20 protein-coding genes are annotated in these 17,811 nt (G+C 56.3%); 10 read left to right on the forward strand and 10 right to left on the reverse strand.

Features of this window, described 5'->3' with window-relative positions; genetic code table 11:
* Positions 1-44: 44 nt before the first annotated feature.
* Both purM and purN read left to right on the forward strand, forming a co-directional pair.
* Positions 45-1,085 (forward strand): phosphoribosylformylglycinamidine cyclo-ligase, encoded by a 1,041-nt coding sequence (purM, locus tag ACN1CO_RS10080; protein WP_033783865.1) that lies wholly within the window; start codon positions 45-47, stop codon positions 1,083-1,085.
* Positions 1,082-1,720: a phosphoribosylglycinamide formyltransferase gene (purN, locus tag ACN1CO_RS10085; protein ID WP_419138813.1), complete on the forward strand. Its 639-nt coding sequence runs from the start codon at positions 1,082-1,084 to the stop codon at positions 1,718-1,720. The genes purM and purN overlap by 4 nt, the downstream gene beginning before the upstream one ends.
* 209 nt (positions 1,721-1,929) lie before the next feature.
* Here purN and pstB read toward each other — a convergent pair whose 3' ends face one another.
* From pstB to ACN1CO_RS10100, 3 genes are read right to left on the reverse strand one after another with little or no spacing between them, the layout of a single operon-like run.
* On the reverse strand, positions 1,930-2,697 hold the full coding sequence (pstB, locus tag ACN1CO_RS10090) for a phosphate ABC transporter ATP-binding protein PstB (RefSeq protein ID WP_419138814.1): 768 nt from the start codon (positions 2,695-2,697) through the stop codon (positions 1,930-1,932).
* A gap of 12 nt (positions 2,698-2,709) precedes the next feature.
* On the reverse strand, positions 2,710-4,344 hold the full coding sequence (gene pstA, locus ACN1CO_RS10095) for a phosphate ABC transporter permease PstA (RefSeq protein ID WP_419138815.1): 1,635 nt from the start codon (positions 4,342-4,344) through the stop codon (positions 2,710-2,712).
* Positions 4,341-6,428, reverse strand: coding sequence for an ABC transporter permease subunit (locus tag ACN1CO_RS10100; protein ID WP_419138816.1), 2,088 nt, complete (start codon positions 6,426-6,428; stop codon positions 4,341-4,343). Before ACN1CO_RS10100 ends, pstA begins: the two co-directional genes overlap by 4 nt.
* Positions 6,429-6,578: 150 nt before the next feature.
* Here ACN1CO_RS10100 and ppk1 point away from each other — a divergent pair, with 150 nt between their 5' ends.
* The 5 genes from ppk1 (at position 6,579) to mgtE (ending at position 12,670) form a co-directional block, all read left to right on the forward strand.
* The gene (gene ppk1, locus ACN1CO_RS10105; RefSeq protein ID WP_419138817.1) at positions 6,579-8,639 is read left to right on the forward strand and encodes a polyphosphate kinase 1; all 2,061 of its coding nucleotides are present in this window, start codon (positions 6,579-6,581) and stop codon (positions 8,637-8,639) included.
* A gap of 5 nt (positions 8,640-8,644) precedes the next feature.
* Positions 8,645-10,171 carry an exopolyphosphatase gene (ppx, locus tag ACN1CO_RS10110; RefSeq protein WP_419138818.1) on the forward strand — a complete coding sequence of 509 codons (1,527 nt, stop codon included), beginning with the start codon at positions 8,645-8,647 and terminating at the stop codon, positions 10,169-10,171.
* A 41-nt stretch (positions 10,172-10,212) separates the two neighbouring features.
* Positions 10,213-10,827: a tellurite resistance methyltransferase TehB gene (gene tehB / locus ACN1CO_RS10115; RefSeq protein ID WP_419138819.1), complete on the forward strand. Its 615-nt coding sequence runs from the start codon at positions 10,213-10,215 to the stop codon at positions 10,825-10,827.
* Between the two features lie 102 nt (positions 10,828-10,929).
* Complete coding sequence (locus ACN1CO_RS10120; protein ID WP_013358709.1) at positions 10,930-11,115, forward strand: YfgG family protein; 186 nt, start codon at positions 10,930-10,932, stop codon at positions 11,113-11,115.
* Positions 11,116-11,236: 121 nt separating this feature from the next.
* Positions 11,237-12,670 (forward strand): magnesium transporter, encoded by a 1,434-nt coding sequence (gene mgtE, locus ACN1CO_RS10125; protein WP_419138820.1) that lies wholly within the window; start codon positions 11,237-11,239, stop codon positions 12,668-12,670.
* A gap of 3 nt (positions 12,671-12,673) precedes the next feature.
* On the opposite strand, the gene ACN1CO_RS10130 is transcribed toward mgtE, so the two are convergent.
* Together ACN1CO_RS10130 and ACN1CO_RS10135 are read right to left on the reverse strand one after the other, a co-directional pair.
* Positions 12,674-13,171 (reverse strand): helix-turn-helix transcriptional regulator, encoded by a 498-nt coding sequence (locus ACN1CO_RS10130; RefSeq protein WP_419138821.1) that lies wholly within the window; start codon positions 13,169-13,171, stop codon positions 12,674-12,676.
* 20 nt (positions 13,172-13,191) lie between these two features.
* Positions 13,192-13,437: a hypothetical protein gene (locus ACN1CO_RS10135; RefSeq protein WP_419138822.1), complete on the reverse strand. Its 246-nt coding sequence runs from the start codon at positions 13,435-13,437 to the stop codon at positions 13,192-13,194.
* A 194-nt stretch (positions 13,438-13,631) separates the two neighbouring features.
* On the opposite strand from ACN1CO_RS10135, the gene ACN1CO_RS10140 reads away from it, so the two are divergent.
* Entirely contained in the window at positions 13,632-13,811 is a 180-nt protein-coding gene (locus ACN1CO_RS10140) for a hypothetical protein (RefSeq protein WP_022624131.1), read from the forward strand.
* A gap of 30 nt (positions 13,812-13,841) precedes the next feature.
* On the opposite strand, the gene ACN1CO_RS10145 is transcribed toward ACN1CO_RS10140, so the two are convergent.
* Positions 13,842-14,615 (reverse strand): DUF3750 domain-containing protein, encoded by a 774-nt coding sequence (locus ACN1CO_RS10145; RefSeq protein ID WP_419138823.1) that lies wholly within the window; start codon positions 14,613-14,615, stop codon positions 13,842-13,844.
* Between the two features lie 412 nt (positions 14,616-15,027).
* Between ACN1CO_RS10145 and ACN1CO_RS10150 the strand changes: the two genes are divergently transcribed.
* Positions 15,028-15,336, forward strand: a complete 309-nt coding sequence (locus tag ACN1CO_RS10150) for a hypothetical protein (RefSeq protein ID WP_419138824.1) — start codon at positions 15,028-15,030, stop codon at positions 15,334-15,336.
* 79 nt (positions 15,337-15,415) lie between these two features.
* The gene (locus ACN1CO_RS10155) at positions 15,416-15,571 is read left to right on the forward strand and encodes a hypothetical protein (RefSeq protein WP_419138825.1); all 156 of its coding nucleotides are present in this window, start codon (positions 15,416-15,418) and stop codon (positions 15,569-15,571) included.
* A 365-nt stretch (positions 15,572-15,936) separates the two neighbouring features.
* Here ACN1CO_RS10155 and ACN1CO_RS10160 read toward each other — a convergent pair whose 3' ends face one another.
* Genes ACN1CO_RS10160 through ACN1CO_RS10175 form a run of 4 tightly spaced genes read right to left on the reverse strand, consistent with a single transcriptional unit; the run spans position 15,937 to position 17,683 of the window.
* A complete protein-coding gene (locus tag ACN1CO_RS10160; protein WP_419138826.1) occupies positions 15,937-16,482 on the reverse strand; it encodes a DUF2514 family protein in 546 nt (181 codons plus the stop codon).
* Complete coding sequence (locus ACN1CO_RS10165; RefSeq protein ID WP_419138827.1) at positions 16,479-16,994, reverse strand: lysozyme; 516 nt, start codon at positions 16,992-16,994, stop codon at positions 16,479-16,481. The genes ACN1CO_RS10160 and ACN1CO_RS10165 overlap by 4 nt, the downstream gene beginning before the upstream one ends.
* On the reverse strand, positions 16,978-17,286 hold the full coding sequence (locus ACN1CO_RS10170; protein ID WP_419138828.1) for a phage holin family protein: 309 nt from the start codon (positions 17,284-17,286) through the stop codon (positions 16,978-16,980). Before ACN1CO_RS10170 ends, ACN1CO_RS10165 begins: the two co-directional genes overlap by 17 nt.
* The gene (locus ACN1CO_RS10175; protein ID WP_419138829.1) at positions 17,270-17,683 is read right to left on the reverse strand and encodes a putative holin; all 414 of its coding nucleotides are present in this window, start codon (positions 17,681-17,683) and stop codon (positions 17,270-17,272) included. The genes ACN1CO_RS10170 and ACN1CO_RS10175 overlap by 17 nt, the downstream gene beginning before the upstream one ends.
* Positions 17,684-17,811: the final 128 nt, after the last annotated feature.

Here is a 17,811-nt window from a genome sequence, read left to right on the forward strand (position 1 = left end):
CTTTATTTTAAACCACCAACCGCAACTCGCGTGGGGACCTCGCAGTGACCGACAAAACCTCTCTCAGTTACAAAGACGCCGGTGTTGATATTGATGCTGGTAACGCTCTGGTTGACCGTATTAAAGGCGTAGTGAAAAAGACGCGTCGCCCGGAAGTGATGGGTGGACTGGGCGGTTTTGGTGCGCTTTGCGCGCTGCCGCAAAAATACCGTGAACCTGTGCTGGTCTCCGGCACCGATGGCGTTGGCACCAAGCTGCGTCTGGCGATGGATCTCAAACGTCACGATGCCATTGGCGTTGACCTGGTCGCGATGTGCGTTAACGACCTGGTGGTTCAGGGCGCTGAGCCGCTCTTCTTCCTCGACTACTACGCCACCGGCAAACTGGATGTGGATACCGCCTCTGCGGTGATCACCGGCATCGCCGAAGGTTGTCTGCAGTCGGGTTGTGCGCTGGTAGGCGGTGAAACCGCTGAGATGCCAGGCATGTATCACGGCGAAGATTACGACGTAGCCGGTTTCTGTGTCGGCGTGGTGGAAAAGTCAGAAATTATTGATGGCAGCAAGGTGCAGGATGGCGACGTGCTGATCGCCCTCGGCTCCAGCGGCCCGCACTCCAACGGCTATTCACTGGTGCGCAAGATTCTGGAAGTCAGCAACACCGATCCGCTGGCTGAACAGCTGGAAGGCAAACCGCTGGCCGATCATCTGCTGGAACCGACCCGCATCTACGTGAAAAATATCCTGAGCCTGATTGAGCAGGTCGATGTGCACGCTATCGCACACCTGACCGGCGGCGGCTTCTGGGAGAATATTCCGCGCGTGCTGCCTGACAATACCCAGGCCGTCATCGACGAGAAGAGCTGGCAGTGGCCGGCGGTCTTCAGCTGGTTACAGCAGGCGGGCAACGTCAGCCGTTTCGAGATGTACCGTACCTTTAACTGCGGCGTCGGCATGATCATTGCTCTCAGCCCGGCTGATGCGGACAAAGCGATTGCGCTGATGCAGGCCGCAGGCGAGAAAGCCTGGAAGCTCGGCGTGATTAAAGCGTCTGATGCCGAAGAGCGTGTGGTCATCAACGGATGAAGAAGCTGGTTGTACTGATTTCCGGCAACGGAAGTAACCTTCAGTCCATCCTTGACGCCTGTGAAAGCGGGCGGATTCACGGCAGCGTCGCTGCCGTGTTCAGCAACCGTGCCGCCGCTTATGGCCTGACGCGGGCGCAGGAGGCGGGGATTCCCGCCCACGCGCTTGCCGCCAGCGACTTCGCTGACCGTGAAGCCTTTGATCGTCGGCTCATTGCTGAAATCGAAGCCTACCGTCCGGATTTGATCGTGCTGGCCGGTTATATGCGCATTCTCAGCAGCGCTTTCGTGGCGCATTTTCACGATCGCCTGCTGAATATCCATCCTTCCCTCCTGCCGAAATATCCGGGTCTGCATACCCATCGTCAGGCGCTGGAAAATGGCGACAGCGAACATGGCACTTCCGTACATTTCGTGACGGACGAACTGGATGGCGGTCCGGTGATCCTGCAGGCCAAAGTTCCGGTCTTTCCTGGCGACAGTGAAGCGGAGATTACCGAGCGGGTGCAGCATCAGGAACACGCGATCTATCCGCTGGTGATCGGCTGGTTTGTTGAGGGTCGGCTATTGATGCGTGACGGCAAAGCCTGGCTGGATGGCGAACCGCTGCCACCGCAGGGCTATGCTAACGACTGATGCACCGGAAGCCAGGGCTTCTTATGAAGTACTGGCAGAGTAAAGGCTCAGGGAGCCTATGCCCTCCGTAAAGACGCAAAAAATGCCATCCATGGCAGCTCAGCGCGGGCCATCCATGGCCCGCGATGCTTTACTACGGGCATAGGCTCCCATCGCTTTAAGCATATGAGCCGCCTGACACAAAAACCTGTTCTGCTCCCGATGCTGGCTCAGCCGTAGCGTCCCGTAATGTAATCTTCAGTCCGTCGCTGCTTCGGCGCGGTGAAAATCCGGTCGGTCTCATCAAACTCCACTAACGCGCCCTGATGCATAAACGCGGTGTAATCTGACACGCGCGACGCCTGCTGCATGTTATGCGTCACCAGCACCAGCGTGAAATGCTGCTTCAGCGTGGTCATCAACTCTTCAATCACCAGCGTGGAGATGGGGTCCAGCGCGGAGGTCGGCTCATCCAGCAGCAGTACTTCCGGCTCAATCGCGATGGCGCGGGCAATCACCAGCCGCTGCTGCTGTCCGGTCGAGAGCGTCAGCGCATTCTGTGACAGCTGATCTTTGACCTCACTCCACAGCGCGGCCGCGCGCAGCGCACGTTCACAGGCTTCATTAAGCACTCGCCGATCGCGTACACCCTGCAAACGCAGCCCGTAAACCACATTTTCATAGATTGATTTTGGAAACGGATTGGGCCGCTGGAACACCATGCCGACCCGACGGCGCAGCGCGGAGAGATCCTGCTCAGGCCGCAGAATCGGCAGCGAACCCAGCAGCACATCACCCTCTACCCGGCAGTGATCAATCACGTCATTCATGCGATTAAAACAGCGCAGCAGCGTCGATTTGCCACAGCCCGACGGGCCAATCAGCGCGGTAATCCTGTTTTTCGGCACCTGCAGAGAAATATCCTGCAGCGCCTGGCGCTCGCCATACCACAGCGACAGATGGTTAACGGTCAGCGCGATATCCGTGTCGGACGTCATAGTCATAGCCTGTTATTGAGTCATAAGGCGATAGCGTTCACGCAGACGGTGACGCAGGCCCATCGCCAGCAGATTAAGCGACAGAATAATCAGCACCAGCAGCAGCGCGGTGGCGAACACCAGCGGCCGGTCAGCTTCAATATTCGGACTCTGAAACGCCAGATCGTAAATCTGGAAGCCCAGATGCATAAACTTGCGATCCAGATGCAGATAAGGGAACACCGCGTCGACCGGCAGTTCCGGCACCATTTTTACTACGCCAACCAGCATCAGCGGCGCGGTCTCACCTGCAGCACGCGCCACCGCCAGAATCAGGCCGGTCAGCATGGCGGGCACCGCCATCGGCAGCACCACGTTCCACAGCGTTTCCGCCTGGGTCGCGCCCAGCGCCAGCGAGCCCTGCCGCAGGCTGTTGGGAATACGGGATAAACCCTCTTCGGTCGCCACGATCACCACCGGCAGCGTCAGTAACGCCAGGGTCAGCGATGCCCACAGCAAACCCGGCGTGCCAAAGGTAGGACTGGGCAGTGCGCTGGCGAAGAAGAGCTGGTCAATGGTGCCACCCACCAGCCAGACAAAGAAGCCCAGACCAAACACGCCATACACGATTGAGGGAACGCCCGCCAGATTGACTACCGCGATACGCACCAGTCTGGTCAGCGCATTGCGTCCGGCATATTCGTGCAGCCAGATGGCGGCGATGACGCCCAGCGGCATCACCACCACCGACATCAGAAGCACCATCAGCACGGTGCCAAAGATCGCCGGAAACGCCCCGGATTCACTTTCACCCTCGGCGGGTGTGTCACTGACGAAGCGCCACAGCTGATGCAGAAAATGCCCGGTTTTGCCGGTCAGCGTCATCGCATTCGGCTTCCAGCTGTCGACGATTTCGGTCAGCGGAATCGCATGTTCGGTGCCCTGCACATCCCGCAGGATTAACAGATCGCGCTGACTCTGCAGTTGCAGAGAAGCCAGAGTCTCACTCAGCTGATTAAAGCGCCGCTGTAAGGCCGCCTGATTGGCCTGATATTCCGATTCTGCCTGCAGATCAAAGCGCCCGGCAGCACGGTTTGTGGCCGCCTGCTCATCAAGCTGCTCACGCTGGCTGTTGATGCGCGCCATATCAACCCGGCGGATCTGGTTGGCCTGCCGCACCAGCATCTGCACCTGTGCGAGCCGCTGATGCAGCAGTGCATCGGGATCCTGCGCCGTTAACTCTTCATTATCTTCACGCAGGCCGACAAACCAGCCATAAGCCTGGCCGTGGCTGCGGCGTTGCAGCACCATGACATCTGCTGGCTGGCTGACCTTCGCAGCCGCGCGGCTGTAGACGACGCGGAAATCGGGTGCGTCCCAGTCACGGTTACCGGTTTTGATCAGATAGCGGTTCACCTGGCCGCCGCGGTTGCCCTGCTCATCGGCCGGAGCCGGAAAACGCCGCTGATGTTCCAGGGTTTCGCCCAGCAGACGTGTTTCGCCGCCTTCAGGCTGACTGAACGTATAAAGGTCAACGCGCTGCGGCCAGAAAGCGCGAACGCCCTGCCAGGCCAGCAGCCCGATCAGCAGCGTAAAGGCCAGCAGACAGACGGCGACGGCACCGGCGGTTAACCAGCGCCAGCGGTCATTCTGTCGCATCGCCTTCATGCCTGCTCCTCGTGCTGGCTGTAGCGCTGACGCAGTCGCTGACGGATCAGCTCGGCAACCGTGTTAATCACCAGCGTAAACAGTAACAGCATCAGGGCGCTGAGAAACAGCACACGATAGTGGGCACTGCCTGCCGCCGCTTCCGGCATCTCAATGGCGATATTGGCGGAGAGCGCGCGCAGCCCGCTGAACAGGCCACCTTCACTTTGCGGCGTGTTGCCGGTCGCCATCAGCAAAATCATGGTTTCTCCTACGGCGCGTCCCAGACCAATCATCAGAGCGGCAAAAATACCGGCGGACGCACCCGGCAGCACGACGCGGGTCAGGGTCTGCCACGGCGTCGCGCCCAGTGCCAGCGAGCCCTGCCCCAGCGCCGCGGGCACACTGAACAGCGCATCTTCAGAGAGGGTGAAAATCAGCGGCACCAGCGCAAAGCCCATCGCCAGCGCAGCCACCAGCAGATTGCGCTGCTCGTAATGCGGCAGCCAGTCGCCCGCATCCGGTATCAACAGCGTGGGCAGCCACAGTGTCAGCAGCGTGACCAGCAGCAACAGCGGCAGCAGAATCAGCACCTCACGGCCGGGCTGACGCCAGCGCGGTGGTAATCGTGCGCTGAACACCCCGCACAGCAGCAGCGAACCCGCCAGCGTCAGCGGCAGCAGCAGCACGCCCACCAGCGCCTGACCAATATGCGGCGCGAGCCAGATCCCGGCAATCAGCCCCACCACGACGCTCGGCAGCGCGCCCATCATCTCAATGGCCGGTTTAACCCAGCGTCGCAGGCCTGGTGCCATAAACCACGCGGTGTACATCGCCGCAGCCAGCGCCAACGGGGTGGCAAACAGCAGCGCTAAACTGGCCGCTTTCAGCGTTCCCATCACCATCGGCATCAGGCTGAACTTAGCCTGATAGCTGTCACCGGCCGCGGTCGATTGCCAGACCCAGTCGGGTCCGGGGTAGTTTTCATACCAGATTTTTTGCCAGAAATTGCGCCAGGTGACGTCCGGCCACGGATTATCGAGTCGCAGCGTCTGCCAGCTTCCCGGTCGCTCAATCAGCAGGCTGTCGCCACGAGGGGAAAACTGCGCCTGTACAATGCCAGGTTCCAGCTGACGCTGCAGTATCGGACCGTTTTGCTTGCTTGCGAAGAGACGCAGCATCCCCTGTTTACTGAGCGTCGCAAACACGCGACGTTGTGATTCCGTCACCAGAATCGTCTCGCCGTCGCTATGGTCAAAGGTCCGGATGCGCTGCAGTCGCGGCCCTTGATCGCTGGCGATAGCAAACCACTGCGTCACGCCGCTGTGATCCTGAATCAGGAGGCTTCGGCCACCCACCAGCAGATGCAGACTTTTTGGCGGCGTCGGCAGAGTGTGCGTTTCGCGCAACAGTGCCCGATCATCATCAAGTTGCCAGACCCGCAGCAGATTGCCTTCGGTGGTATAGAGCAGATCGCCGGATGGTGAGAGCGCCAGCAAATCCAGCTGACCTTGTGGCAACGGGATAACCGAGGCCTGACGATCGGTACCCAGCGTCAGCACCCGCAGTCCCGCCTCTGTCAGTGCGGCAATGCGCCACTGACCCGCATGGCGCGTCGCCAGCGCCATCTTTGTCACGGCACCATCAGGCAGATGAAAAGGTTTGTCGCCCAGCGGGAAACGCCACTGCTGGTCGGTTGTGGGCTGCATCAGCGTCAGTGCGCCCTGCATATTCAGCAGCAACGTCTGCCCATCGGCACTCTGAACGGCGTCATCGGGCGCGGGCGTCAGCGCCAGCGCCGGTTCTGCAGGCTGACCATCCAGCGGAATAAAACGGGCCGCACCGCGCGCGCTGATACGCCAGCCGGTATTGCCCTGATTGCCCATCGCTAAGGCTGGCGCACGATCCCAGAGTTGCTGGCTGGCCGCAATTTGCAGGCCAGGCGCATTAAACAGCGGCAAGACCACGCCAATCAGCCAGCAGAACAGCAGCAGCATCAACAGCAGGATCGCCACGCCACAGCAGGTGACCAGCCGCCGCGTCAGACGATCAACGGCACGACGCTTACGATCGCTGAATTGGACAGGAATGTGGTTTGCGCTCATGCGGTTCCGGTGGCAGCCTGAAATAAGCCGCTATGTTGCCCGTAGCCGATTGATAAGACAACTCCTGGCGTTGGACAACGCTGCCATACTCTCGCCATAATGTTGGTGGATACTGGATCTTCAGTCCTGCAACCGCTAAATGGAGTGAGAATGGGTCAGGTAAAGCTTTATATTGAAAAAGAATTAAGCTGGTTATCCTTTAATGAACGGGTTTTGCAGGAAGCAGCAGACAAAAGCAATCCACTGATTGAGCGGATGCGCTTTCTGGGTATCTACTCCAATAATCTCGACGAATTCTATAAAGTGCGTTTTGCCGACCTCAAACGCCGCATTCTGATTGGTGAAGAGCAGGGTTCCGCCAGTACGCCACGCCATCTGTTTAAGAAAATTCAGCAGCGGGTGATGAAGTCCGATCAGGAGTTTGACGCGCTCTATAACGATCTGCTGCTGGAAATGGCACGCAACCAGATCTTCCTGATCAACGAACGTCAGCTCTCATCCAATCAGCAGGCGTGGCTGCGCCACTACTTCAAGCATGAACTGCGTCAGCATATCTCGCCGATCCTGATCACTCAGGAAACGGATCTGACCGAATTCCTTAAAGATGACTACACCTATCTGGCGGTTGAGATCATTCGCGGTGACAATATTCAGTATGCGCTGCTGGAGATCCCGTCCGATAAAGTACCGCGTTTCATCAATTTACCGGCAGAGCCACCGCGCCGCCGTAAGCCGATGATCCTGCTGGATAACATTCTGCGTTACTGCCTGGATGACATTTTTAAAGGCTTCTACGACTACGACGCGCTTAACGCCTATTCAATGAAAATGACGCGCGACGCCGAGTACGATCTGGTCACGGAGATGGAGTCGAGCCTGCTGGAGCTGATGTCCTCCAGCCTGAAGCAGCGACTGACGGCGGAACCGGTGCGTTTTGTCTACCAGCGCGATATGCCCGACACGATGGTGTCGCTGTTGTGCCACAAGCTTTCCATCTCTAACCTGGACTCCATCCTGCCAGGCGGCCGCTACCATAACTTCAAAGACTTTATCGGCTTCCCGAACGTCGGCAAAAATAACCTGGTGAACCGCCCGCTGCCGCAGATTCGCCACATCGGTTTTGATGGCTTCCGCAACGGCTTCGATGCGATTCGCGATCGCGATGTGCTGCTCTATTATCCGTACCACACCTTTGAGCATGTGCTGGAGCTGCTGCGTCAGGCGTCGTTTGACCCCAGCGTGCTGGCGATCAAAATCAACATCTACCGCGTCGCGAAACACTCCCGCATCATGGATGCGATGATCCATGCCGCCTATAACGGTAAAAAAGTCACGGTGGTGGTGGAGTTGCAGGCGCGCTTTGATGAAGAAGCCAACATCTACTGGGCCAAACGCCTGACCGAAGCGGGCGTGCATGTGATTTTCTCTGCGCCTGGCCTGAAGATCCACGCCAAGCTGTTCCTGATCTCGCGCCGCGAAGGCGAAGAGATTGTGCGCTATGCACATATCGGTACCGGCAACTTCAACGAGAAAACCGCGCGCCTCTATACCGACTACTCGTTGCTGACCGCGGATGCGCGCATCACCAATGAAGTGCGCCGGGTGTTCAACTTTATTGAGAATCCTTACCGGCCTGTGACGTTCGATCACCTCATGGTGTCACCGCAGAACTCGCGCCGGATGCTGTATGAACTGATCGACACCGAAATCGCCAACGCCCAGCAGAAGAAGCCCTGCGGCATTACTCTGAAAATCAACAATCTGGTGGACAAAGGTCTGGTTGATCGGCTTTATACAGCCTCCAGCGTAGGGGTGAAGGTCAATCTTCTGGTGCGCGGCATGTGCTCATTGATCCCTGACTTGCCCGGGATCAGTGAAAATATTCGTGTCATCAGTATTGTTGACCGTTATCTGGAACACGATCGCGTCTATATTTTTGAGAATGGCGGCGATAAGAAGGTGTTCCTCTCCTCCGCTGACTGGATGACACGTAATATTGATTACCGTATCGAAGTGGCAGTGGCGATCCTCGATCCCCACATCCGGCAGCGCATACTCGACATTATTGCTATTCAGTTGAGTGATACGGTAAAAGCCCGCATCGTCGATAAAGAGTTGAGTAACCATTACGTCCAGCGTGGCAATCGCCGTAAAGTGCGCTCGCAGCTGGCCATCTATGATTACATCAAGAAACTGGAACAACCTGAATAAATCCTATGCCAATTTCTCATAAAAGTACGCCAAAACCCCAGGAGTTTGCGGCGATTGACCTGGGCTCGAACAGTTTCCATATGGTGATTGCGCGGGTTGTCGATGGTGCGATGCAGGTACTGGGCCGCCTTAAGCAGCGCGTCCATCTGGCTGACGGGCTGGATGCTCAACACAACCTCACTGAAGAAGCGATGGAGCGGGGCTTAGCCTGTCTGGCCCTGTTCGCCGAGCGTCTGCAGGGATTCAGTCCCAGCAACGTGACGATTGTCGGCACCCATACCCTGCGCGAGGCGATTAACGCTGAAACCTTCCTGCAGCGCGCTGCCGAGGTGATCCCCTATCCGATCGAGGTGATTTCCGGCCACGAAGAGGCGCGTCTGATCTTCATGGGCGTTGAACACACGCAGCCGGAGAAAGGTCGCAAGCTGGTGATCGACATCGGCGGCGGCTCCACCGAGCTGGTGATTGGTGAGGATTTTGAACCGCAACTGGTTGAGAGCCGGCGCATGGGTTGTGTCAGTTTCGCCCAGCTCTATTTCCCGAAAGGCGAAATCAGCCGTGAAAACTTCCGTCGTGCCCGCTTAGCGGCTGCGCAGAAGCTGGAAACGCTGGCGTGGCAGTATCGTCTGCATGGCTGGCAATATGCACTGGGCGCCTCCGGTACCATCAAAGCCGCCTGCGAAGTGCTGCAGGCGATGGATGAGAAAGAGAAGCTGATTACGCCAGAGCGCCTCGAAAAGCTCTATGACGAAGTGATGAAACACAAATCCTTCTCTGCACTGAGCCTGCCGGGCCTGTCAGAGGAGCGCAAAGGCGTGTTTGTGCCAGGACTGGCGATTCTGTGTGGCGTCTTTGATGCGCTGGCGATTCGCGAGCTGCGTCTTTCTGACGGTGCGCTGCGTGAAGGCGTGCTCTATGAGATGGAAGGCCGTTTCCGTCATCAGGATATTCGCAGCCGTACGGCACAAAGTCTGGCTAACCATTACGCCATCGACAGCGATCAGGCGCGACGCGTGCTTGAAACCACCGAGCAGCTTTATCTGCAGTGGAGCGAGCAGAACCCGAAACTGGCGAATCCGCAACTGGCTGCACTGCTGAAATGGGCGGCGATGCTGCACGAAGTCGGCCTGACCATCAATCACAGCGGTCTGCAGCGCCATTCAGCTTACATCCTGCAAAATACCAACCTGCCGGGCTTTAATCAGGATCAGCAGATGCTACTGGCGGCGCTGGTCAGATTCCATCGTAAAGCGGTGAAGCTGGATGAGCTGCCGCGCGTCACGCTGTTCAAGAAAAAGCAGTTTGTGCCGCTGATTTTCCTGCTGCGCCTGGGTACCCTGCTGAATAATCAGCGCCAGGCGACTACACGTCCGGATGCGTTAACCCTGAAATGCGATGATGGCCACTGGACGCTGATTTTTCCGGCGGGCTATTTTGCTCAGAACAACCTGGTTCAGCTCGATCTTGAACGCGAGCAGGTTTACTGGAACGACGTCACAGGATGGAAGCTGATCCTGGAAGAAGAAGTCTGACAATACGGGCGCCTGGCGCCCGTTTAACTGAAATGATGAATATGACACAACCAACCGCACCCCTTTCAGGCGAAAACTATTTTGCCGAAACCTATGGTTTAACGCCGCCCCACTCCGAAGTGGTTGCGGCTCTGCCCCAGCTTAACGTCGGCAAGGCGCTTGACCTTGGCTGTGGCGTGGGACGCAACACGCTGTTTCTGAATCAGCATGGTTTTGACGTCACGGCGTGGGATCATAATCCGCAAAGCCTGGCCCGCCTGCAGGAGATTATTGCGCAGGAAAATCTCAGCGGGATTCACACCGAGCAGCGCGACCTCAACAACACGCGCTTCAATGGCGGCTTCAACTTTGTGCTGTCGACCGTGGTGATGATGTTTCTGCAGCCGCAGACCATTCCGCAGCTGATTGCCGACATGCAGGCCTGTACGGTCAGAGATGGTTTTAACCTGATCGTGGCGGCGATGAACACGGACGATATGCCCTGCCCGGCTGATTTTTCCTTTGCTTTCAGGTCAGGTGAATTAAGCCATTACTACCGCAACTGGCACATCGTGAAGTACAACGAGCATCCTGGTCAGCTGCATCGTAAAGATGAAAATGGCAACCGCATTACCTGCCGCTTTGCTACGCTGCTGGCGCAAAAAGCGAGTTGCTGATCTTTACCTGCTGTTTTTTTCAACAGCGATTGATTTCATCAGGCGACTGTGACTAAATATTGCAGTCGCCCCCTGATGGGCTCATTACAGGAACCACCCCGCGTGAACAGCGCTATTTCTCCCCGAAGACGTCAAAAAACCGGCACCATGACCCGCATTGTGCTGCTGATTAGTTTTATCATTCTCTTTAGTCGCCTGATTTTTATCCTGCCTGCTGCCTTCGAGCATCATCAGCAACAGAAAGCTATTCCTGAACCGGTCACCGTGACTTCAGGTGATACGCGCTAACGAATACTGACTTTTCGCCTGAAACGTAAACATTCTCCAGATAACTGGACTCTTTTTTGCATCCCTTTTTCAGGCGAAACGCTACACTTCGTGCTGGTGCTTTCAGACTAAGGGATCCAATGTGTCTGCTTCTCAATCTCAACGTTTAAGTGAAATACGTCATCGTATTCTGACGCTGCTGCTCAACGAGCACGATCTGGTTGATGCTCTGCTGGAGAAATCCGGCGATCTCAATCCTGAACAGCAACGTGAAAATGCGGCCCAGCGTGATGCGCTGGAACAGGACATTCTGCAACTGCATGCCGCTGACCTCGCGGATATTCTCGAAGCCCTGCCCGAAGAAGAGCGTCAGGCGCTGTGGCGGCTGGTACCGAACGAGCGGCGCGGCCATGTGCTGGTTGAAGCCTCTGAAACGGTCTGGGCCAGCCTCACCGAAGAGATGAGCGACCGCGATATCCTGCGTGCTATTCAGCCGCTGGATATTGACGACCAGGTCTGGCTGGCGCGTTATCTGCCACGTGACCTGACCGGACGCCTGCTGGCGACCGTAGAGCCCGCCCTGCGCGCCCGCATGCTTGATATGGTGCAACTCGACCGTGACCGCGTGGGCCGGGTAATGGATTTCAATATCCTCACGGTGCGCGACGATGTCACCCTGGCGACGGTGCAGCGTTTTCTGCGCAAGCGTAAAAGCATGCCAGGCGGCACCGATAAGCTGTTTATTACCAATAAAGAGAATCAGCTGCTGGGCGAGCTGCTGCTGACGGATATCCTGCTTAACAAACCCAAAACCCTGGTGAGCGACGTTATGAACGCGCGCCCTACAACCTTCCAGCTCAACGATAAGGCCGAAGACGCCGCCAGCGCCTTTGAGCGTTATAACCTCATCTCTGCCGCCGTCACCGACGCGAAGGGCAAACTGATTGGCCGTGTGACCATTGAAGACATCATTGACCTGGTAAATGCCGAAAACGAAAGCAACATTCGTAAAATGGGCGGCATCAGTCAGGAAGAGGATGTCTTCGCACCGGTGCGTAAATCGGTACGTAAACGCTGGGCCTGGCTGGCAATCAATCTCTGCACCGCCTTTGTCGCCTCACGGGTTATCGGGCTGTTTGAGGGAACCATTTCGCAAATCGTGGCCCTCGCGACCCTGATGCCGATCGTTGCGGGTATCGGCGGCAACACCGGTAATCAGACCATCACCATGATTGTGCGGGCGCTGGCCTTACATCAGGTTGAACCCGGTAACTTTTCATTTCTGATTGTCCGTGAACTTGGCGTGGCGCTGATTAATGGCATCTTCTGGGGCGGCATCATGGGCGGCATTACGTGGCTGATGTATGACAATATGGCGCTTGGCGGGGTCATGATGCTGGCCATGGCGCTGAACCTGCTGCTGGCCGCGCTGATGGGCGTGCTGGTCCCGCTGGTGATGACCAAAATGAAGCGCGATCCGGCCGTTGGCTCCAGCGTATTGATCACCGCCCTGACCGATACCGGCGGCTTCTTTATCTTCCTGGGACTGGCGACAATCTTCCTGCTGCCGCACTGATCTTCATGCGTGCAGGCCGTAACGTTGTAGCGACCCGTTAAGATTGCGCTGGCGCGTCACCTGTGCCAGCTCACGGGTTGCCTCGGGCAGCGTATAGTTGCCGCGCTGGCTCAGCCACTCCAGCACATCCGCTAAGTGCCAGATGGCGGTTTTACCGTCATGCACCGGCAGCGGAAACGGCGGGCGGTGGCTGAGCATCAGCTTACGCATATTCTGACGCGTCATGCCGATGATCTCCGCCACATCCGTCAATCCCACAAAATCCGGTGCCGCTTCCACCAGTGTGGCGCCCGGTATCGCGCGCAGCACATCCTGTTCCGCCTGCATCAGTACAGCCGTTGCAGAGTCAGACTCCCGGGTAAACTCCAGTGCAATGCGCCCCGGCATACCCAGACCGATCAGCGCATCATCACAGCCTGCTGCTGCCAGCGTTTCCAGCAACTCATCTACCGGCGCATGCCCTTCCGGCAGGCTAAACCGCAGTGTAAAACAATATTCCATATGCCTCTCCTTGTGCTGCATCAGGACTTCAGATAGTGACAGTTATCAACCACGCGCCGCAGGGCTCGGGCATGCTGATGTGCATTTTTGGGTGTGCTCCAGATGCAGGTCAGACAAAACTCCCCACATCGGCACATCAACAGATTTTTTGGGCAGTACATCTTGCCCCAGGCGTGATGACCTCCCGTGACAACCAGCCAGCCATGGGTTTCGGCGTAACGTAACGCCGTCTCAATCTCTTTATTGGGATGCCGCTTCCTTGCCATATGTGTCCCTATCCTGACGCCGAATTAACGAGTTGTCAACTGACAACCTGATGAATATTTCTTAATGCGGCTCAGCATGCGCAGACTTTTTCTCGCAGTAAAACGGTCAGGGTATAAACTGGAAAACGTCACGCAAAAAATAAACCGCGCCAGCGAGAATCCGGCCGGAATAACGTTCAATAACGGAGGCAGGAATGTTTAAAGCAGAAGATTTTGTTCAGTCGAAAACTGGCGGACCTAAAATGCAGGTGCTGCGCGTCGAAGGCGATACCCTGTGGTGCGCACGCGTTGATGATGCTGCGAAGAAAGAGATCGAAGTGAAGGCAGAGAGCGTCAATCTCTATCATGAAGAGGGTGACTTTGGCGTGTGCTGAAGCAAAATGGCCCCAGGCGGGGCCAGATTATCAGGGCTTATCTTTCTGAAGATTGTCATTGCCCAGGCCACCGATAAACGGCAGACGCAGCCGGAACGGCGTGAAATCGAGACCCATGTTCAGACCCAGCAGGTTCACTTCAAACCCCTCTTCAGCGCCCAGCGTCACACCGGCCACACCCAGAATCGACACCTGCACACCGCGCCCGGATGGTGGCAGCCCGACAGGACGCCACAGTGGCCGGTAATCTTTGCCCAGTGCGTTAGCGGGCAGATCCAGCTTTAAAGCCGGCACCTCGCGGCCAATGTGCGCCAGGAACGTGTTGCTGTTCGGTCCGGGCCACGCACGGTAGGTTGTCGGCCACGGGTAGGATTTGATGGCGGCCTCTATCTGCGGGATCATCGCTTCGGCTTCCGGTCCGCGATGTTCCACCAGCAGTCGCGGTCTGGCGCCATACCAGTAGCCATCAGGCAGGTTAGTGTTGCGGCGGACCTTATCGCCACTGCCCCAGCTGATCACTTCATAGCGCGTGTAGCGTGTTTCACCGGCACGCTTGAAGATGATCCATGGATGCACCGCTACTCGCCCTTTCCAGCCATAAGTCGGCGCAGCATAGACCTGCACGATAGCCAGGTTATATAAGGCGCGCGGATCGGGCGCTATGCCGGACGAATCGCGCCGGGCGGTCGCCCATCCGCCAGGCTGTGCGGTTTCGCTGTGACGCGTCGCCTGCGCGATGCTGGCCCCCAGCGATAACAGCAGTACGGCCACAAAAAACAGGCTGAACACTTTAAGTGAGAGCATGACAACATTCCTGATGACGTAAGAATCACGAAACGCCTGAGTAGCAGGCGATTTCAGTAAGCGGCGGCGTTGGGATACATCGGTGAAAGCAGGACACAGCTGAAGTGAAGTGCAGGCTTTTACTGCATGGAGAATAACGTAATTCCCGGCAATGTGAACAGAAAACCGCCAGCAGGGTCAGTGGATGTGCTTAATGGTTAAAACGATGGCTCTGCGTACGGTCAAAGCTATAAAATCCCGCCGGGCAGCGAGCTTTTGAGCATCCGGGTTAGTCGGCACGAACCGGGTTATTGCCATTCTGACGCCTCTGCCTTCCGTCACGGTTAGTGACTGAGCCGCGTGTTAGACTCTCCAGGCATTCACCCGACGACATCTCCCACTTTACCCGAACAGAATTCTGAGGAAGCAAGTCATGTTCAAAAGAAGGCTGTCGCTGAGCCTTTGTGCTGTGTTACTGGTCGGCTGCACAGGCCGGGGCTTTCAACCGCCGCCGCCGGACTTCGTCAATTGGCAAAAGAGCGGGGTCTCGGTCGAGGGTGTCAAGAGTGCCATGCTCGCATGCGGGTACCCCAATGTCGCGGGCATAGGCGACGAGTCAATCGATGCGGCATTAACGCACTTCTATTGCATGAAAGACGCAGGCTTTAAACGTAAAGACAATCTCGACCTGTGTAAGGAAGGCCGCATTGGGGAATCCCCGGTGTGCAAAGGCCGCCGGTAATCAATTACCCTGGCAGCTGGAATATTCCCGGCAGTGTGCCTGGACCTTGACCTTCGTGCCTGGGCCCGGAATGAATTACATGTTGCAGGTCACTATGTCGGCAGACTGTTCATTCCATCTGGATGAGCTTTCGACTGACGGCAGGCAATGGGTCGCTGTCAAACCGCAGCCTGATGGCCAGGTATCGATGTGTAAAACGATGGATAACTTCTGGTCCGAAATCAAAGCGTATTGAAGGCTGTGCGTGACGTTCTTTGAAACACACGCCAGCACTATAGAGGAGGCTGAAAAAAGTTATAGCTAAGATCTGAGTGACTCAGCGTTTTCGATACCATGCCGGCATTCCTTATCCGGGACATGGTATCGATGTCGCTTTCTCACCTACGACCGATCTGCACCATCAAAAACGCGACTGCTGATGTATCAGACATCATCATCTGAACTCATTTTTAAATGAGTTCAGATGATTGTGAGACAACTTATTCCCACTCAATTATGTTTTGCTGTGTATAGCCTTTGAATTTAAAGGCTATTTAAAGAGAGTGCATGCACCATACCGTCTGTCGTACCGTCATCAGATGAAGGTGACTAAATTTCAGGCTATTTACGGGCAGGTTTAAGAGATGAATTGCGGATCGCATCGTATGACCTTTCGCAGGTTAAGGCAACACGTCCGCGCCGGTCAGCCTCTGCCGCCAGCTCTCCCGCTGTTGAGTCAATTTCTCGGTACAACTGGGCGAGCAGATCGCCCGGGGTTCTCCCAGCCTTCCCGCTGCTGGTAATTCCGGTATCGCTGCCACGTCGCTGCTGTAATTGGGTGATGGCGTTCTGTATTCCCGACTGCAGCCGGTCAGCAGCACGCTCAGCAACAGCGCGCTGAGCATCAGCTTTACGATTCTCATCATCTGCTTCTCTCTGAATATTATTAATTTCCGCCTGGCGGCTAAGTTCAATCCGGCGCTGCTCCTGAGTGAATGTCAGCTTTGCAGCAGTATCAGCTTTATCACGCTGATTCCATTTCTCCTGCCATGAACGATCAGCAATCCCGTAACCAACCCGGAGAAGCATCAGCGAACCAACCGCGACCAGTAGCAGCGCAACAAGCGGCCGCCAGTAAGCTTTCAGAAAAGCAGCTGCGGCTATCATGCTGCAGCCAGACCGCGTTTAATGGCGGTGGCCACATCCATACCTGAATACAGAAAGGCTTCAGCAGCACGGCGACGGGTAAGCCCGCGCATTTTCCGGCCTGCAGCGTTATCCCAGAATTTGAACTGACCGGCAGCTGCATCGAAGTCACGGGCGTTCGTAAGACGCAGCAGGCTGGATGGGTTACCGTTTTTCAGTACCAGCAGGCCATCCTTCACCCCCTTCTTACCTGGTCCCACGTTGAAGCAGAAAGACACCAGAGCATCAAACTGGTTTTGATTTACCGTGGTTGTGAGTGCAGTACTCACCAGAAATTCGAATCGAGCCAGGTCAGTTCTCAGCACTGCTTCCGCCTGAGCCTGATTCCAGACAGTACCTGGGCGAACATCGTTGCCAGTATGGCCATAACCGATGGTCCATGGCGCACCGCCGGTGGCGGGATCAGGATAAGCTTTGGTCTCCAGCCCCTCGAATTGCTTAATCATGGCAATGCAGTTATCGGAAATTTTCACGTTTCTTTCCCCGGTGAGCGATGGTGAAGAGCTGCATGACGTTGCCGCGCGTTTTAAGCACGGCACCACACAGCAGAATTTTGATGAGGAGATCGGCGTAGTCAGTGCTGACGTGATAGCCGTAGGCAATTCGGATGGGTACGGAAGCGCATATTACGATAATGGCGTATGCCAGCCAGCCCCCGGCAGGTTTGTGCGTTGCCGATTCACGGCGGAACGTCACCAGACGCATAACGATAACGCCGCACAGAAGAGCATTCATCGCTTGAAGCAGGTCATAACTTGTCATCATCGGAGCCCCTCTTGAGAGCTGCCAGAGGATCACCCGATCGATTGTACAGACGCATCAAGAGTTTTACTGCAACGACAGACATAATCAGGGCTGCACCAGCATAGGCTGACTGAACCTCTACCGATCCGGGCGCCACGTCAGCCCACCGGGAAATGATGGCTATTAGAAGGGCTGCAGCCGGGCGGGATACGATCACTCCCGCGATAAAACTGATTAATGCCAGGATAAGGCGCCTCTTGATCGGGTACTCCTGGGCAGCAGTAACGAAAATTACTGAACCAGAAAAAGCACCAAGCACCACCTCAGGCGGAACACCATAAAAAAAAGCCAGCCAGGCTGACCCACTCAGGCCGCTGATTACAGCGGATGTTCCTGTCATTGAAAGCGGATCAGTCATGGAAACCACCTGCATAGCGCATAGCTCACCTCCATCGTAGTTAATGTCGGTACTATACACAAATATGCATATACGGGTTATTGGTAATTTTCAGGCTATTCTTAAATTTCTGCGTGTAAAGTTTCTCA

Origin of the sequence: Pantoea sp. R13S299, from assembly GCF_048515925.1 — a bacterium.
Lineage (GTDB): Bacteria > Pseudomonadota > Gammaproteobacteria > Enterobacterales > Enterobacteriaceae > Pantoea.

Excerpts from the sequence above, each read along its gene's own strand:
- ACN1CO_RS10135 (WP_419138822.1), bottom strand. The coding sequence starts at position 13,437 with ATGGCAAGGAAGCGGCATCCCAATAAAGAGATTGAGACGGCGTTACGT.
- purN (WP_419138813.1), top strand. The coding sequence starts at position 1,082 with ATGAAGAAGCTGGTTGTACTGATTTCCGGCAACGGAAGTAACCTTCAG.
- ACN1CO_RS10100 (WP_419138816.1), bottom strand. The coding sequence starts at position 6,428 with ATGAGCGCAAACCACATTCCTGTCCAATTCAGCGATCGTAAGCGTCGT.
- ppk1 (WP_419138817.1), top strand. The coding sequence starts at position 6,579 with ATGGGTCAGGTAAAGCTTTATATTGAAAAAGAATTAAGCTGGTTATCC.
- ACN1CO_RS10145 (WP_419138823.1), bottom strand. The coding sequence starts at position 14,615 with ATGCTCTCACTTAAAGTGTTCAGCCTGTTTTTTGTGGCCGTACTGCTG.
- pstB (WP_419138814.1), bottom strand. The coding sequence starts at position 2,697 with ATGACGTCCGACACGGATATCGCGCTGACCGTTAACCATCTGTCGCTG.
- tehB (WP_419138819.1), top strand. The coding sequence starts at position 10,213 with ATGACACAACCAACCGCACCCCTTTCAGGCGAAAACTATTTTGCCGAA.
- ACN1CO_RS10170 (WP_419138828.1), bottom strand. The coding sequence starts at position 17,286 with ATGATGACAAGTTATGACCTGCTTCAAGCGATGAATGCTCTTCTGTGC.
- ACN1CO_RS10155 (WP_419138825.1), top strand. The coding sequence starts at position 15,416 with ATGTTGCAGGTCACTATGTCGGCAGACTGTTCATTCCATCTGGATGAG.
- ACN1CO_RS10130 (WP_419138821.1), bottom strand. The coding sequence starts at position 13,171 with ATGGAATATTGTTTTACACTGCGGTTTAGCCTGCCGGAAGGGCATGCG.
- pstA (WP_419138815.1), bottom strand. The coding sequence starts at position 4,344 with ATGAAGGCGATGCGACAGAATGACCGCTGGCGCTGGTTAACCGCCGGT.
- ACN1CO_RS10150 (WP_419138824.1), top strand. The coding sequence starts at position 15,028 with ATGTTCAAAAGAAGGCTGTCGCTGAGCCTTTGTGCTGTGTTACTGGTC.
- ACN1CO_RS10160 (WP_419138826.1), bottom strand. The coding sequence starts at position 16,482 with ATGATAGCCGCAGCTGCTTTTCTGAAAGCTTACTGGCGGCCGCTTGTT.
- ppx (WP_419138818.1), top strand. The coding sequence starts at position 8,645 with ATGCCAATTTCTCATAAAAGTACGCCAAAACCCCAGGAGTTTGCGGCG.
- ACN1CO_RS10175 (WP_419138829.1), bottom strand. The coding sequence starts at position 17,683 with ATGACTGATCCGCTTTCAATGACAGGAACATCCGCTGTAATCAGCGGC.
- ACN1CO_RS10140 (WP_022624131.1), top strand. The coding sequence starts at position 13,632 with ATGTTTAAAGCAGAAGATTTTGTTCAGTCGAAAACTGGCGGACCTAAA.